This is a genomic window from Methylobacterium sp. 142-1Y (assembly GCF_057747795.1).
Genome location: NZ_CM173224.1, coordinates 2233419 through 2249496 on the forward strand (window position 1 = coordinate 2233419; position 16078 = coordinate 2249496).

General features: G+C 64.8%; 12 protein-coding genes. 2 read left to right on the forward strand and 10 right to left on the reverse strand.

Annotated elements, in window-relative coordinates:
• The first annotated feature begins 40 nt into the window (after positions 1 to 40).
• Positions 41 to 1033, forward strand: a complete 993-nt coding sequence (locus AC3AOF_RS10155; protein WP_488348420.1) for a hypothetical protein — start codon at positions 41 to 43, stop codon at positions 1031 to 1033.
• 947 nt (positions 1034 to 1980) lie between these two features.
• Positions 1981 to 3498, forward strand: a complete 1518-nt coding sequence (locus AC3AOF_RS10160) for an FRG domain-containing protein (protein WP_488348421.1) — start codon at positions 1981 to 1983, stop codon at positions 3496 to 3498.
• A 495-nt stretch (positions 3499 to 3993) separates the two neighbouring features.
• Here the strand turns inward: AC3AOF_RS10160 and AC3AOF_RS10165 are convergent, their stop codons facing one another.
• From AC3AOF_RS10165 to AC3AOF_RS10210, 10 genes are all read right to left on the reverse strand, one after another.
• Complete coding sequence (locus tag AC3AOF_RS10165) at positions 3994 to 4353, reverse strand: hypothetical protein (RefSeq protein ID WP_488348422.1); 360 nt, start codon at positions 4351 to 4353, stop codon at positions 3994 to 3996.
• A gap of 87 nt (positions 4354 to 4440) precedes the next feature.
• A complete protein-coding gene (locus tag AC3AOF_RS10170; protein ID WP_488348423.1) occupies positions 4441 to 4650 on the reverse strand; it encodes a Pam3-gp28 family putative phage holin in 210 nt (69 codons plus the stop codon).
• An 87-nt stretch (positions 4651 to 4737) separates the two neighbouring features.
• Entirely contained in the window at positions 4738 to 5316 is a 579-nt protein-coding gene (locus tag AC3AOF_RS10175; RefSeq protein ID WP_488348424.1) for a glycoside hydrolase family 108 protein, read from the reverse strand.
• 109 nt (positions 5317 to 5425) lie between these two features.
• Positions 5426 to 6451 (reverse strand): phage late control D family protein, encoded by a 1026-nt coding sequence (locus tag AC3AOF_RS10180; RefSeq protein ID WP_488348425.1) that lies wholly within the window; start codon positions 6449 to 6451, stop codon positions 5426 to 5428.
• Positions 6452 to 6468: 17 nt separating this feature from the next.
• Positions 6469 to 6693, reverse strand: a complete 225-nt coding sequence (locus AC3AOF_RS10185; protein WP_488348426.1) for a tail protein X — start codon at positions 6691 to 6693, stop codon at positions 6469 to 6471.
• A 5-nt stretch (positions 6694 to 6698) separates the two neighbouring features.
• The gene (locus tag AC3AOF_RS10190; RefSeq protein WP_488348427.1) at positions 6699 to 7133 is read right to left on the reverse strand and encodes a phage tail protein; all 435 of its coding nucleotides are present in this window, start codon (positions 7131 to 7133) and stop codon (positions 6699 to 6701) included.
• Between the two features lie 19 nt (positions 7134 to 7152).
• Entirely contained in the window at positions 7153 to 13356 is a 6204-nt protein-coding gene (locus AC3AOF_RS10195) for a phage tail tape measure protein (protein ID WP_488348428.1), read from the reverse strand.
• A gap of 118 nt (positions 13357 to 13474) precedes the next feature.
• A complete protein-coding gene (locus tag AC3AOF_RS10200) occupies positions 13475 to 14071 on the reverse strand; it encodes a phage tail assembly protein (RefSeq protein ID WP_488348429.1) in 597 nt (198 codons plus the stop codon).
• A gap of 61 nt (positions 14072 to 14132) precedes the next feature.
• Positions 14133 to 14660, reverse strand: coding sequence for a phage major tail tube protein (locus AC3AOF_RS10205; protein WP_488348430.1), 528 nt, complete (start codon positions 14658 to 14660; stop codon positions 14133 to 14135).
• Positions 14661 to 14724: 64 nt separating this feature from the next.
• A complete protein-coding gene (locus AC3AOF_RS10210) occupies positions 14725 to 16011 on the reverse strand; it encodes a phage tail sheath protein (RefSeq protein ID WP_488348431.1) in 1287 nt (428 codons plus the stop codon).
• Positions 16012 to 16078: the final 67 nt, after the last annotated feature.

Here is a 16078-nt window from a genome sequence, read left to right on the forward strand (position 1 = left end):
TTTCGCAAGATATAAAATCTGGATTACTGGAAATTCGCCTATGAACTGGAGCCCATTCAAAATTTTAACAAATATCAGCCGCGGTTTGGCAAAAAACAAATTATTGCAACAATTATTTGCAGTCAAGCCTACTGCAGAATTAAAAGAAATCCATGATAAAATATCAGAATTGATTATTTGGATCGTTGTTGCCCTCTTGCCAATATTTTATATTGTGTTATTAAATATTCGATATCGCTCGTCTCCCGCAGAAATATACGAAAATTATCCAGGTTTGTTTGTATACGTCTTTGTAATTGCCATTATACCTGTATTATTTCGGCTTATATTCGGCGACTTACCCATTGCGACGATGCGAAAATCTATTGCGCGGAAGCGCGAGCTGTTGGAGATATCGCATAAGTACGCTGATCCAAATTTTGCTTCGGATGTTGTTACAAGGAAATCGATTCTAATATCGAAAAATCCTCGCATGTATGAAGCTATAGAGGCATCTGAGTTATTTAGCCCACGAGAACAACTTGCCTGGTTCGCCTACAGATCTGCAGAAACCGCCTCAGATGTATATCGAAGGGCAGGCATTTACATCCTAACTGGTGTAGTTATATCTTTTTCAGGTCTGATTTTTTTCTATTTTCGATCGATCGATGTGCCAAAAGATGTCAGTTTCTATGATCATATTTTATATTTATTTCCGTCGTTTGGAGTTTTATTTTTCATCGAGCTTGTCGCCTTCTTCTTTTTGCGTCAATATAGACTTGCGATGGATGAATTTAGATATTTTGAATATATCAAGAGGCTTCGAGAGGAAAACTTGATCATATTAAAAATGTTTTCTGAAAATCCAACTATCACATCGACAAAAGACGTGCTTTCTGTCATGAACATATACTCTCAGCCGGCGAAATTTAGCAAGGAAGAAAGTTCAGATATTCTCGAGTCAAGGAAGTTAACCAAAGACGAGCTCGGAATTTTCGAGAAAATAATTGAACTTGCGTCGCGAACGAAAGATAATAAAGATCAGAATAAATAATTATTTTTGAAAATATTAAGTCATATATGCCTTGAGATGACGAAAGTACTGTCCATATGGATCGTCATGAGCAAATTTAAATTGCGCTATCAATCGCTTTGTATTAGATATTAAACACATATGACTAGATTATCAAATTAAGTATCAAATTATATCATAATATTTTCGTTTTTGTAGAAAATGTATTTTTATTTGCAGCTGTATTTATGTCATAACAATCGCCGGATCAAAGATGCTATTTCAGAACCTGCAACAATATTTTTCCAAGTGATTTCAATTGCAGGAGCGAAGGTGTTTTAGGTAGGTCTCGTATTTGTCTCTTATGGCAAGGAGCCCGTCGCCGGCCACAGTCCAGACCGCCTTCTTCAGGTTCGAGATACCTTGCGCCAAAAGGCCCTTGAGCGCCCGACGTGTTCAAGAGTCGCGCGCCGGGCCTTCACCAAAGCTGAATTTGGAGCTTCGGGATCAAAACCGCCCGCTGCCGACCCAGTGCCGTCGCCTCGTCGCCGAACCCGAACTCCATCACCCGCCGGCTCGCCTTAGCCCCCTTAACGCCGAGCAGTGGCAGGAACCCGTCGTCCGCTCAGATGGTCGCAGCGAACACCTTTTGGAGGAAGGGCTGACGCTCAGCGACGTCAGTTCGTCGAAAGAGGCCCTACCCGTAACCGCTTATGCTAGTTGCGTAAGGCACGCTTTTGGGCGCAGGATTGGTGCGGGTGGCGACCGTCAACATCAGGGTTCTCGGGTGAGCGTCAGACACTTTCTCAACTCTCGCGACGTCTGCCGCGTACATAACCGTCAAGCTGACGGAGGAATTACAGAACAGGGCTTTGACTGGCATCTCTTTTGTAATTCAAAGGCAATTTTTTCAAAGTGCCTTGGGTACAAATGTGCAGTGCTTCATGTCAAGTCACGAAACAGATAAATAGCGCAATAGGAATTTAAGTATGCCTAAGATTTTTTATGCCTCAGACGTCCAAAATGCGGTCGAAATGGCCCAACTGTTTAAAACAGAAGGTCGCTATAACTGGTTTAGAGGCCAGTCAAGAGAATGGCCCCCGCACTCATCCCTATATAGAATATTAAAAGGTGGCGATCATCGTGCTGTTGATCATGTCAAAAAACAATATGATTTATTTGCACAATGGATTTCTCGTAATGATAATCTAAAGCATATGATAGACGAGGAGAATATACATCAATTTTTTGCTATCGCACAGCATTACGGAATTCCAACTAATTATATAGACTTTACAACCGAGCCATCGATTGCTGGTTTTTTTGCCGCAGACACGGCCAATCCTCCTACCTCGGAAGAATATTCATGTATCTATTGCCTCAACATCGAAGAGCTTATGAATTTTGCTCCGTTTCTAAAAGTCGTTAATTCGAGAATTGATACTACAATAGAAGCAGTTGAAATTGACGTCCACAATCTTTGGCGCCTTCAGGCTCAAAAAGGCGTTTTTTTATATACCAATTATAACTGGGACATCGATTTTTTAATGGATAGAATATTATTCCCTTATACGGGATATCCCTCGTATCCGCCTAGAGACAGCGTGTATCCTTTGCATAAAAGCGCGCTTGAGATCATGCTGGATCAATATTTTTCCATTGAGGCTACGCACTTCGGAACTATAGAGATGCACGAATTTATAGAAGAACTTCGGAGGTCCGGCGCGAACCCTACAGTCATCGAGCACGAATCGCCTGATAATGGTATAAAAAGCGAAGCATTTAAGAATGTTGATGACTTGAATAAGTTAATTTCATGGAATGATATGCATATATCAAAGTGGCTAGCTTATCATGCGGAAAAACTTGATGATTTACGTTTTTTCGAGGAAACTATTCGGTTAAACACCGAAGATAGAACGGGCGTTAAGCGCGCAATAAATTACGCAGTCAACCAATTATTAAACGCAAAACCTGAAATTAGAAAATGCATTGTGGAGTGGAAGCTTCAAGGAGAAATCAGTCCCGACCTGAGTCGCAAAGTAAGCGTATTTCTGCGTCACGCTTGGCACGGAATGAGACTTCTTCCGTTCTCAAATGCTCAGATTGCTAATGCTTTTGCTAACATAGCAACCCTATCTCATGGATTATTGCGCAACCCTGTCACAGCAAGGGATCAAAAAATTATCATTTCTGAAATAATCGGAGATTGCACAAAAGTAGAATTCACCCATAAAGATCGATCATATTCGCGCGGCTATGCAAGCGACGCTCTTATAAGAAAGGCGGCACGATTCGATATCGAAAACATGCTGCTGAAAGAATATCAAAGTTACGCTAATGATCCTAATTTCTTACTGCATATTATATCTGATCCTCGATTTTTGTTTGAATTTGAGAGTTTTGTCGGCCTTTTTGCTATGGACGTCATACCTACCCAAATTGTTCTTCAGCGTCAAAATATTTTATACAACCCGGCGGCAATATTGAGATTTGGTCAACCCTAGGCGATATTGCGGGTGGCCAATCTGTTTGAGCGGTGACGCGCTTTCGACCGAGTATGTGATAATAAGCAGTGTTGTAATTGCAGACCGAATGACACTGCTGCATGTCAGAAACCAGAGACGTTGTTTCGTCACTTTAAAAATATTTCCGTAAATCAAATCCATTTTATTCACAATATTCGAAGGAAAATTCTGCAGTAAATCTACTTAGCGACATTAATCATAACAAAAATCGGGGGCATGTTTGACTGTGACCTAATGAGGTGGCCGGGCTACGGGGACCAACTTGCCCGGCATTACCCATCGGAGCGAATATGCGAGATCGCTTTCAGTCATTTGCGGGGCTGCCGCCTAGCCAGCGCCATCGACATAGGTGTGCAGCAGCCCGAATCGAAGTCTGATCACCGCCAACATCGCCGGCATCTGGACCAAGCTCGCGTAGGTTTCGCTCAGGACATAATCAGGTCCTCTCCCGCGGTCCGGTTCGGGAGCAACTGTTCACGGCTTGAGATGGATGTTGAGGGCCGAGAGGATGGCGCCAGCGAGCGCGGCCGCGACGCCGATCAGGGCGCCCCACAGCCGCTTCTCGACGATGCCGAGGCGCCCCTCGATCCGCACCTCGAGGGCGGCGGTGCGGGTGTCGCGGGCCGCATTGTCCTTCTCGATCTCGCCGCGCGGCACGAACGCCGAGCACGCCTGCATGACGTTGGCGTGGCGATGGTCGGCGGCCTTCTGGGCGGCGGCATCGGCCTGGACCAGGGCCTCCTGTCGCCCCTCGACCCGGGCCAGCTTCTCATTGAATTCCCCGCGCATCTTCTCGAGCAGCAGCGCGAGGGCGGAGAGGTCTGACGGCGGCATGATGGCCCCTTGATGGCCGGCCGCCGGTGCGGTCCGGCGATGGTGTGTGAGGCGCCCGGGCGCGGCAGCCTGCCCGGGCGGAGAACATCAGACCGCCTTGGCGGCGACCTTGTCGGCCGAGGCGATCAGGCCGGCATTGCGCCGGACGTAAAGGCCCCACACGGTGACGACGATCGTCACCAGGGCGCCGGTGAGCGCGGTCGCGGTATCGGCATCGATCCAGCCGCGGCCGACGGCGATGCCGCCGCCGAACTGCAGCAGGGTGCGCAGCAGCGTGATGACCTGTTCCTGATTCATGGGGGTCCGATCCTGATGGGGCGCCGGATACCGCCGACGCTCGGGATTCCGCGCTCGGACCTCGGGTGGCCCGAGAGGTCTGGCGGCTCAGGCCGCGAGCGGCTTTCCGCAGACCTGGCACTTCGCCATTGCAGCCGGCAGGCTCGGCGGAGCGGAGGCCATGCCGAGGGCGGCGGCCCGCACCTCCTCGACCCGCCGGCCCCAGCCGCGGCCGAAGCGCGGCCAGGTCGACAGCGCCCGCAGGAACGTCAGCCGCCCGTCGCATAGGGCATTCACCAGCGCCGACACGTCCCGGCCGGCCAAGGCCGCCAGCGTCAGCGGCCCAAGCCGGCCGTCATCGGCGATCCCGAGCGCCCGCTGCAGCCCAATCACCGCGCGGCGCGGGCCGCTGTTCACCGCGAAGTCGAACAGGGCGTAGTCCAGCCCGGCCGGCAGCGCGTCGCCCTGGATCGCGTCCCAGAATCGGCGCCGGTAGATCGGAGCGACGGTCGCCGGTGTCAGCGCGCGCACCTCTCCCTTCGTCGCCGGCCGGCCGAGATGCAGGCTCAAGGTGCCGATCGTCACCCCAAGGTTGGTGGCCCCTCCCGGGTCGGCCGGATCGTCCGACCACCCGCCCTCGTGTGTAAGGACGAGCGCAAGCGCCCGCTCGAACGTCGTCGCGGTCATGAGTCTCTCCAGGTTGTCAGGGCTGGTGCCGCCGCCGGCCGCGCCGACGTCGGTGGGGTGGACGACGCCGTGCCGGCCACCGAATGCGCCGCCGTGCGGACAGCGGGCGTTACTGCGCCTTGCGCGTGTCGCTGCCGGCCTCGCCCTGCGGCTGCTTGACCGACAGGCGCGTCGTGGCGCCCTTGCGCGTGACCGTGTGGGTTACGGTCTCGATCCGATAGGTACCGTCGATCCCGGCACGCACGCCGCTGACGACGCATGTGCCCTCGGCGCGGGCCTCGGGGGCGAGGAGGAGGGTGACTTCACCCGAGCCGCCCTCGCGCTCGGCCGACGTCTTGCTCCCCTCGGCCGCTGTGCCGGCCTGGTCCTCGTCGGCGCGCGGGCTGCCCAGGAGGTCGGTGACGTCGAGGCCGTCGGCCGAGCCGATGTCGACGTCCTTTGTCTTCCACTTGGCCGCCTTGCGGTCGTACCAGCGCACCCGCACGCGCCTGAACCGCGGCCGGCTCTCGTAGGGCTGGAGGCGCCAGGTTTCGAGGTTCTGGCCGCGCACTGCCCGCACCGTCCCCATGGTGCCGCCGCCCGGTGTGGCACCCCCGCCGCGCTTGGCGAAGACGGCCGTTCGCCCCTGCACCTTGAACGTGGCGCCGAGCTCATCCGCCAGTTCCTGACCGAGCTGCAGGAAGCTGCGCCCCTCCGTCGACCAGTATTTTCGCTTGATCGACTTGAACGCAGGATCGATCTTGACGCTATCAATTCCCGCGGTCTTCGCCGCCATCTCGAGGAATTCGCCTAACGTCGCATCGTCCTTGTGCTTCTGCTGACGCTCCTTGATCTTCGAGCGCTTGTCGTGGGAGGTGCACGACACGGTGAGCTGCATGCCCGAGCCGCGTGCGCCCGAGGATTCGGGTTGGTCGACCACGCCACGGAACACCGGCACGCCCTGCAGACTGATCGAGATTGACGCGCCTTTCGGCGGCAGCAGGCATTGGCCGTCGGTATCGTCGAAGACGAGCGTGGCGGTGTCTCCGCTTTCGCCCGCCTTGTCGGTCGTCTCGATCGATTCGATGTAGGGGTTCATCTGGTCGGTCACCGGCCGGCCGGCGACCGAGACAGCCCACGACGTGTACAGCACCATGGCAGTCTCATGATCGGCTAGTCGAACAGACTCACGACGCGGCGCGCGGGCGCGGCCGCCGGCAGGTCGGGGATGACGACGGAGGCGAGAAGCGGCAGCTCCGGCCCGCGGGCGGCGAGCCCCCGGTTGGCGGCGAGCGCCGCACTCAACATGTCGCTGGAGTTGCCGGCCTGGCCGTGCCGCCGCCAGAGCAAGAGATCGAGGGGCAGGTGCACGTCCTCGACCGTGACGGTGTCAGGCATGCGGATCACCCGAACAGGCTGAGGAGGGTCGCGACGAGGCCCGCGCCGGTCGCCTCGTCGGCGCCGCCGCAGGCCTCCAGCTTGATCTCGTACTTGACCTTGTAGCCGACGCCGTTCGGGGCGATCTCGCCGTCGTGGACGTCGCGCAGGGCCGTGATGACGTACCAGCCGAGCACCGCGCCATCGCCGCGCATCACGTATTGCGGCCGGCCCGAGTTCTTGAGCGCGCGCGCGAACTCGATCTCGCCCAGGCCGCCGATGTGGAACGGCATCACCTCGCCACGCAAGGTCAGGGTGTCATCACCCGGCCCCTCGTGTTCGTAGGCCCGCGCCGCATTGATCAGATCGTGCTTGGCGTAGTCCTGGCCGTCCTCGCGCTCGACCCCAGTGACCGAGGCCGGAAACGTGTCGAGGGTGAGTGGTCCTACCTGATAGAGCATTGCCCCTCACCCTCATTCGTCAGGCGTAGTTGTTGGCGAGTGCCTGGCGCACCCGCCCGGTCGACCCGGAGCCGTCGTCGCCCCGGACCGGTGTGCCGCCCCCGGCTGGAGCGGCGTTGACGGCGGCGATCGCCGCGTTGGCTTGCCCCGACAGGCTGATGACCCGCTGCAGCGCAGCTGCGGCGGCATTGGCTCCTGCCGTGATCGCCGCCAGGCCGCTCGCGTCGCCGGTCGGGCGGACGCTCAGCGTGCTCAGGGCGGTCAGCTTGGCCTGGACCGCGTCGACGGCCGCGCCGATCGGGCTCAGGCCGGAGCCGTCGCCCTTCGGCGCGATCGCCGGCACGCCCGAGGGCGTCATCCCCGGGGCGGGCCGGGTCAGGCCCGGGACCGCGGTCGGTGCGGGCAGGGGCGCGGCGGGAACAGCCGGCACTGCCCGCGGCGGAACCGCGGCCGGCCCGGGATCCCGCGCCCGCACCCGGGCGAGCGCCGCAGCCGCGACCTCCGGCGAGATCGCGCCGGGCGCGAGCACGGCTCGCGGCCTGACGGGCGGACGCTCGGAGACCCGGGGTGCCGGCTGCTCCACCTGCGGAACGACCCGGACCGGGTCCGGCACGGGTCTGGCCGGGGCCGGCGCAGTTGGGCGCTCCGGAGCTTGGGCCGCCGGCTGCTCCACTTGCGGCTCAACCCGGACCACGACCGGCACAGAGCCGGCCGGGGCCGGAGAAGCCGGACGCTCCGGAGCCCGGACCGCTGACCTCTCCGCTTCCCGCTCGACCCGGACCACAACCGGCACAGGACCAGCCGGCGTCCGAGCAGCCGGGCGATCCGAAGGCCGGACTGCTGGCCGCTCCACCTCCCGCTCGACCCGAACCGCGACCGGCAAGGGACCGGCCGGTGTCCGAGCAGCCGGGCGCTCCCCCTCCCGCTCCACTCGAACCGGGACCGGGACGGGACCGGCCGGGGCTGGCGCAGTCGGGCGCTCCGGAGCCCGGGCCGCCGGCTGCTCCACCTCCCGCTCCACTCGAATCGCGACCGGCACGGGGCCGGCTGGGCCTGAGGCGATCGGAACGGAAGCCGGCGCGGGGACAAGGGGCGCCATGGGGATCGGCGTTCGAACCGGAGCGCCCCCCCCTGGGTTCGACACTGCGACCGGAGCGGGATAGCGCGCCTGGATCCGGGCGAGCGCCGCGGCAGCCGCCTCGGGCGAGATTGCGCCAGGCGCGAGCACGGTGCGGGGCGGAGCGGCCGGGCGTTCCGCCCCTCGGTCCGACACACGCTCGGTTCGTGCCCCGACCTCGACTGCAACCGGCACCGGGGCGGGCGGCGTCGGAGGCGCCGGCCTCTCCACGGTGCGCTCTTGCATCCGGGCGGGAGCCGGATCCGCTGCAGGTGCCGGCGCGGCGGCCGGAGCCGGAGGCGCTGCATCTGCCGCGGGGGCCGGAGGTGCCGCCGGAGCAGGAGCCGCAGCGACTCCCGCGGAAGCCGCAAGATCCGAACCAACGACCGCCCCGGCCGCAACCCTCGCCCGCTCGATCGCGTCCTGACGCGCCTTCATGGCGATCAAGTCGTCGTCCGAATAGCGCGACAGCCCGGTGCCGCCCTGGTGCAGTCCCCTGCCATAGCCAGGATTGACCCGCTCGGCCCCTGGCATCATGCCGGGGATCGCGGGCTTCGCCGGAGGAGCCTTCGCGGTTGCAGATGCCTCCCCGGGCTGACGCCCGCGGAACAGCCGCTCGAACGTGCGCGCGTGCCCGAGCCGGTCGGCCGCCGTGTTCGACCCGTACCGGACGTACCCCTTGAGCGCCGCGCTCATCTCCTCGAGGCTGCCGGCCGACAGGAACCTCTGGCCGGACCGGGCCTCGCTCGTCGCCATCTCCCGCCTGATCCAGGAGGCCTGCGCGACCGGATCGCGCCAGTCGCGGCCCTGCTCCCGGGCATGCCGCTGGAGGCCTGGGAAGCGATCGAGCCGCCACTGGATCGTGCCGCCGGCCCCCTCCTCGGGGTTCCAGGCGGCGGGGTTCATGGTCGACTCCTCCATCTGGTGCCCCAGCAGAGCCGAGGCGTGGAGGTGGCCGAACCCCTGACCCCTCAGGGCGTCGTACATCGCGGCGGCCCGCGCCTGCACACTGCCGTCGGGCGGAGCGCCGGCGCCGGCAGGGGTCGAACGCGGGGACACCGCGCCGCCGCCGGCGGGGGCAGGGCCTGCGGCACCGCGGCCGGCCTGAGCCCCGCCGCCGCCGACCCGCGCCGCTGCCCGCGCGAACGAGGACCGAGTCTCGGGCGGCAGCGACACCCACGACGCCCTGTGGACGCCGCCGCCCGACCCGCCCTCGACGTTGAGGTTGATCGGGACGTCGATCCCGCCCTGAAACAGGCTCTTCAGGCGCTCGAACAGGGTGCGGCCCTGCTCGAGCGCCTGCGGCGAGGATTGCTCGATCCCCTCGGCGACACCCTGCCCGGTGCTGACGCCGGCCTGTCTGCCGCCCTCGGCCCCGGCCGTGACCACCGGTGCGAGGTCGGGCACCGTGACCTCGAATGCGATGGGCTTGAGCGCCCCGAGCTTCGCCTCGATTTCCTCGATCGCCGCCAGAATCTCGGCCTTGCGTGAGTCCAGCCCGGCGAGGTCGGGCGAGAACGCCGCCTCGCCAGAGGCCCGGAGACCGGCGAGCCGCCGCTCGATCCCGTCCAGCTCGGCCCGGTAGGTCGCGAGCGCGGCCGACGCCGCGAGGGCCGCCTCGGCGCCGAGTTCCGGCGGACGCACCGGAGGCATCGGAGGCGCCGGGGCAGGTGTCGCGACCGGGCGGGGGGGCTCGGGCGGGACAGGCGGCGGTGCAACGACATCCGCGACCCGGGGATTGGGCGGGACCGGGGTGGGGACAGTCGGCACCGGAGCAACCGGCGCCGGCGCCATGGCGCGCGGCACCAGCTCCGGCGGCCGCTCGGGAGGCAGGGACGGCCGGACCGCCGGAACAACCGTACCCTCCGGGCGCGGCGCCTCCGGCGGGACAGGCGGCGGCGCGACGATGGCCGCAACCCGGGGAGCAACGGGCGCGGCCGGCGGCGCGGGCTGTGCCGCGTCCGCCTTGCGCGCATCCTGCGCCTCGCGTGCCGCCTCGGAGATTTTCAGCCCCGCGCGCTTGACCTCCTCACCCGACCGGATGCGGTTGTCGAGATCCTGGACCTCGCGCCGCAGCCGATCGACCTCCGGGTTGAAATCGCCCCGGCGCGAGGGATGCACCCGGGCCTCGGCCGCGTCGGCTTGAGCCCGCTTCTCATCGCGAAGCGTGCGGGCCTCGACGAGGTCGTCCTCATACTTGGGCGTCCAGTGCTTGCCGGCGGCGATCGCCCCGACCTCGTTCAGGGCCTCGCCCGCAGCCTGGCCGGCCATCACGCCGGCCGTCGCCGCCGCGCCCCAAATCCCGAGGCGAGATAGGAGCGCCGACAGCTTGCCCGCCGCCTCGACGCCGAACAGGCTGATGGTGGCGAGCACGCCCTTGAGCGAGAGGAGCCCGGCCACCACCGCGCCCACCTGCGTCCCGAAGGCAAGGGACTGGTCCGGCATGCCCGACACCGCGTCGACCGCGTTGCCGAGCTTGTCGTAGAACGCCGTCAGCGGACCATCATTGACCTGCCCAATACGCATGTACAGCGTCTCGAACGAGCCGATCATGCGCTGATAAGCGCCGTAGAACCCCTTGTTGATGTCCTCGCCCACCTTCGAGGCGCGGTCATTCGGTGTATTGCGGAATGACTCCTGATCCTTGCGCAGCTGGTCGACCTTGAGACCCTGTGCGCGACCGCCGTGCTCCTGCCCGAACAGGTATTTCGCCATCGCGGGCGTCAGCCCCTTGGCGAGGATATCCGACATCAGGCGCTCGATATCGACCGCGCCGGAGGTGGCCGACATGTACTCGTTGACCGCCTTGGCGATCTTGCCCGCATCCTGCGCGTTGACCTTGCCGTTCTTGCCTTTCTTCGCCAGCGTCTCTTGCAGGACAGACGAGACTTGTGGCACGAATTCCTCGCGCGAGCCGACCACGTCCTCGTCATTCATCAGGTCGGCGATGCGCTTCAACTGCGAGGCGTTGAGGCTCTTGCCGAACTTCAGGCGAATGACGTTGTCGAGGCCATCGGCGGACATCCGCTTGCTCGGCTCGACGTAGTCATCGTGGTCGATGTCGTTCGCCGCCATGACGGCCCGACCCTTGTCGGTCGGAACCGCGAGCTTGGTGGCGGCCGCCCGCACGAAGTTGCCGGCCATCGACCCTTCGTAGCCAATGCGCCGGAGCTGCGCGGCGAGCGCGTCGGCGTACTCTTCGGAGAAGCCCCCGACCTGGCCGGGAGCGGCGCCGAACTTGGTGTAGCCGACGACGTCATTGTGGTCGGCGCCCGACGACTTGGCGAACTGCACCAGGCGGTTCGCCGCGTGCTTGGCGGACTTCGCCGCCGCCTCCGGGCTCGACATGTCGTAGCTCATGCCAAGCATGCGGCCGAGCAGAGCCCCCGAGGCCTCGTCCATGGTGGTGCCCATGGCGAGGGCGTAATCACGGGAATTCGCCGTGATGGCGCGCAGCACATCCGGGGTCTTCAGGTGCGCCGGGAGGCCGGAGCCGATCCGGGTCTGCGCCTTGACGACGTCGGCGTTCGAGAACCGGGTCTCCTGGCCGATCTGGAGCGCCTGTTGCGCCAGCGGCTTCTGTGCCGCCTCGTCGATACCGAGGATCGCGCGCTGCCGGCGCGTCGCCTCGTCCATCTCGAGATAGCCGTCGCGGGCCTTCTCATAGGTCTTGCGGGCGAGACCGGCCGCGCCAGCGCCGGCCATCGCGTCGAGGATGTCGACGCCCTCGCGGGGCGCGCCGCCTGCGAGGCTGCCGGTCTGGTAGCGCCGCCCGGCGGCATAGGTCGCGGCAAGGTCCGCCCGGTCGCGCGCGGCAGCGTCCGCCCGCGCCGCCCGTGCCGGGGCCGACATGCCGGCGATCATCCGCCGGCTCGCCTCGGTCTGCGCGAGCTGCTTGCGGCCCGCCTCGGCCATGCCGGCGGCCAGACCGCGGGTCGCGCGCGTCAGCGCCTCGGCCCGGGCCGCGGCGGCGGCCATGAGCCCGGGCTGGCGCGCGAGCGCGGTGTTGACGCCCTCGATCGCGGAGCGGAGCTGGACCTCCTGCGTCCGGACCTGGCCGAGCGGGATGCCGGCCTCGGCGAGCGCGGCACGAGCAACCCGCACGGCCGACCCTTGCGCCCGAAACGCTTCGCCCGCCCGCACGGCCGCGCCCTGCGCATGCGCGAGCTGCGCGGCCAGCGCCTCGGCCGGACCTTCGGCCGACAGGAGCGCGGCGCGCAGGCGGCGCACCTCGGCGAGGCTCTTGCGGTAGTCGGCCAGCGCCGGAGCGTGGCCGGCCGTGGCGGCGTCGACATCCTGCACCGCGTGGAACAGCGCCGCCAGGCGCTTGCGCTCGGCCAGCAGCGGCGCCAGGCGCTCGGCCAGGGCACCGCGCGCCGGCGTCGGCGCATCGACCGCGAGACGCGGCGCGCGGGCGGCGGCGACCACGGTCCGCGCCCGCACGGCCGCGGCCTCGCGGCCGGCCTCGGCCCGGGCACGGATGGCGGCGATCCGGTCGCGGATGCCGGCCTGGTCGGCGACGCGGGCCTGCGCCTCGAGCGCGCGGGTGGTCTCGACGATCCTGGCTTTGAGATCGGACTCGGCGCGCGCGAGCTGCTGCACCGGCACGCCGGCGCCAAGCAACTCCTGCCGCATCGCCCGCACGGCCTGGCCGTGCTCGACAAACTCGCCCCGCACGCCGGCAAGGCGGCGCTGCGCCTGCGCGTGCAGGCGCTCCGCCTCACGGCGCGCTGCCTTGGCCGCCGCGATCTCGCCCCGCATGGCGCGGCGGACAGTCGGGTTCTGGTAGCCCTCGCCGAAATTCGCCGGCGGGGCCGCGGCGAGCGCGGCCGCCGTGCGCTTCACCTCCGCTTGCGCCTGGCGCAGGCGCTGGCCGAGCCCGTCGAGGCCACGGCTCGCCGCCCTGAAATCGCCGATCTTGCCCGAGGTGCTCGACAGATGGTCGAGTTCGCGCGCGAGCCTGCCGACCTCGGGCGCAGCCGCGGCGAGCTTCGACAGGCCCTGACCGGCGCCGGACAGGCCCTTGAGCGCGCCCGCCGCCTTCGCGGCCGGCCCCGACACGTCGTCGGTGAGCCGGATGAGCAGGGAGGCGGTCTTGCTCGCCATGGCGGGGTGCTCTCACGGGCGGGAGGGGATCAGCGGGCGGCGCGTCGGTGCGCCGCCAGCCACTCGCGGCAGAACTCGTCCCACGGCATGCAATCGAGCTCGGCCCGGGTGCCGCCGATCAGGTCAAGGATGTCGGCGCGGTAGTCCCGCCAGAGGGCGGGGTCGAAGACGGGGCGCTCGCCGCCGCGAACGCGCGCAGCAAGCGGTCGGGCAAAAAATCCGTGAGGCGCCCCATGATCCGGTCGTCGTCGTCGGCGTCGAGCTTGTCGATCACCGCAAAGGGCACGGGATCGCCCTCGGGGGTGAAGAACACCGGCAGCGGGATCCGGGCACCCTCGGCGAGCGCGTCGAAATAGGCGCCGATCTCCGCCGCGTCCGGGCGGCGCAGCACGATCACGCCCCAGGTCCGCCCGCCGTAGTCGATCGGCCAGTCGAGGGGGAACTCGATCGAGCGCGGCCGGCCTGGTGTGAAGATCGGTGGGGCCGGCTCCGGAGCGGTGGGAGGGGCGGCCGAGGTGGCAAACCCCGGAGCCGGCGCCGGCTTAGGCACAGGCGCGGCCTTGCGGCGCCGGGGCTTCCACCCTTCGGGGCGCGCCCGCAGGGCCGCAGCTGGCGCAGTCTCGGCCAGCGAGAGCGGCATCGCCGCCGCCTCGGCCGCCGCCACCTCGGCTTTCGAGACCGGCTCGAAATCGCGAATGAGGGAAGGAAAGTCCATTGGATCGGTCCGGAGAGGGGTGGCGGCGGCGGGCGTGAGGCGCCGCCGCCCGTGAGAGGGATCAGACGCCGAGCGCGCCGCGGTACTCGGCGAAGATGTCGACGTCGCCGTGCCACCACTTGCGGCCGTAGAAGTCCCACTCGAAGATGCGCTGCGTACCGACCACGAGCTTGTAGTAGTAGACCTCGGTCATCTCGTGGTCGCAGTCGAGCAGCTCACCGGGCGTGTGCTCGCCCGGCGACCAGTTCGACAGGATGCCGTGGATCGTTGCACGCACCGGGATCAGCAGGTTCGTCTTCTTGTTGCGCAGGGACGACGCAAACGTCCACTTGTCGTTCGTGCCGGCGGTGAAGCCGAACTTCAGCAGAACGTCGAGATCGAGGCCCTTAACGCTGAATTTCGGCTCGAACGCATCGGCCATCGGCAGCGCGAAATTCACCGTTCCGATGCCGCCGCCCGCCGTATGCTCGGCGTTCTTTCGCTTGAGCGCCGGCAGTCCCATCTTGTTGATGGTGAACACGCGGGTGTCGTCCGGGTCGTCGACGCGCCGAACGTCGACCTCTTCGATGATGAGGATATCCTGAGCCACGTCCGGGCACTCCTGATCGGATGAGGGGGTGCCCGCGCCGATCCGCGGCGCGGGCCGGCAGGGCTCAGACCGTCGCGGTCATCGGCCCAGTATTGGCGGAGACCGCCGCGACCAGCGCCTCGAGCGCCGGGCGGAACTTGCGCACGTCGTTCTGGGCGACGAGGAAGATCGGGGCCTGCTGGATGTAGCTCTGGATGCGCAGCATCCCGGCCTCGACCGCATTGGCCGAGTTGAGGGGCTTGGCGAATACGATCTTGTAGCCGAGGATGTCGGGCGGATCGTTGCGGGTGTGGTCGAGCATCGCGTTGTCGAGCGAACCGAGCCACGACTCGACCAGGCGCGGCGTGATGCGCTTGCCGACGTATTTCCGGGTGATCGCCTGTTCCTCGGCGTCGATGTAGTCCTGGCCCCGGACCTGATGGGCTTGCGTCCAGTCCCCGGAGGTGTCGCAGGTCTCCCACCCGAGGAAGATGAAGCCGCCCTCGGCGATCGCGTTGCGGTCGGCGCTCTCGCCACGCACGATGATCGAGACGTCGGCGGCGAGCATCTGCTGCCCCTCGGTCGCGCCGTCGGTCATCGAGAACGCGATCGGGCGCGAGATGTCGGAGATGCCATAGACCGGCTCGCCGCAGATCGTGTCGAACGGCCGTCCGCCGAGCGCATTGTCCTTGCGCACGAAGAGGCCGGCGACGATCGGGCTCGCCGGCATGGTGGTCAGCACCGAAACGCCGCCCACCTGCTTGAACGCCCGCACCGCGATCCCGACCGGCATCATCCGCATCGACGACAGGGTGCCGCGGGCGGCGACCGCGGCGGCGAGCGAGGCGGGCGAGACGTTGACCGGGGCGAAGGCCTGGAGCGCGTCGAGGACCGCCGGCAGGGCCGCGAGGACCGGGTTGGCGACGGTCGGACCGCCGGGCTGCGGCGCATCGTAGCCCGGGACGAGGAAGAGGCCCGGGACCGCCTTGCAGACTTGGGCGCAGGTCAGAGCCGCGTAGATGCCGGTCTTCTGCGCCGGATCGCCGACGACGTTGGCGAGCGTCTCGGACAGCTTCGTCGCCGGCGTCGTCGAGGTGCTCTCGGCGACGCGAATGACCATCAGGTCAGCCGCCATTCCCTTGAGCTGCGCGTTGAGCAGCAGGACGGCGTCGTAGAGGTAGCCGGTGCCGAGCTTCGCCAGGTAGGTCGCATCGGTCGACGCGAACCGCACCGGGACATTGAGCGGGAAGACGGCCGGGTCTGCATCCGCGGAGGTGGAGATCATCACCACCTTGGAGAAATCCGCGCCCGCGACGACGACCGGATCGTCTGCGGGGCGGTTACCGATATAGCCGAGGGTGGGAGAGGTCACGGGACGGCGCTCCAACGAAAAAGGCCGCCCGGGAGGGGCGGCCTTGCGAGAGGACTTGGCAGGGGAC

Excerpts from the sequence above, each read along its gene's own strand:
- AC3AOF_RS10155 (WP_488348420.1), top strand. The coding sequence starts at position 41 with ATGAACTGGAGCCCATTCAAAATTTTAACAAATATCAGCCGCGGTTTG.
- AC3AOF_RS10160 (WP_488348421.1), top strand. The coding sequence starts at position 1,981 with ATGCCTAAGATTTTTTATGCCTCAGACGTCCAAAATGCGGTCGAAATG.
- AC3AOF_RS10165 (WP_488348422.1), bottom strand. The coding sequence starts at position 4,353 with ATGCCGCCGTCAGACCTCTCCGCCCTCGCGCTGCTGCTCGAGAAGATG.
- AC3AOF_RS10170 (WP_488348423.1), bottom strand. The coding sequence starts at position 4,650 with ATGAATCAGGAACAGGTCATCACGCTGCTGCGCACCCTGCTGCAGTTC.
- AC3AOF_RS10175 (WP_488348424.1), bottom strand. The coding sequence starts at position 5,316 with ATGACCGCGACGACGTTCGAGCGGGCGCTTGCGCTCGTCCTTACACAC.
- AC3AOF_RS10180 (WP_488348425.1), bottom strand. The coding sequence starts at position 6,451 with ATGGTGCTGTACACGTCGTGGGCTGTCTCGGTCGCCGGCCGGCCGGTG.
- AC3AOF_RS10185 (WP_488348426.1), bottom strand. The coding sequence starts at position 6,693 with ATGCCTGACACCGTCACGGTCGAGGACGTGCACCTGCCCCTCGATCTC.
- AC3AOF_RS10190 (WP_488348427.1), bottom strand. The coding sequence starts at position 7,133 with ATGCTCTATCAGGTAGGACCACTCACCCTCGACACGTTTCCGGCCTCG.
- AC3AOF_RS10195 (WP_488348428.1), bottom strand. The coding sequence starts at position 13,356 with ATGGCGAGCAAGACCGCCTCCCTGCTCATCCGGCTCACCGACGACGTG.
- AC3AOF_RS10200 (WP_488348429.1), bottom strand. The coding sequence starts at position 14,071 with ATGGACTTTCCTTCCCTCATTCGCGATTTCGAGCCGGTCTCGAAAGCC.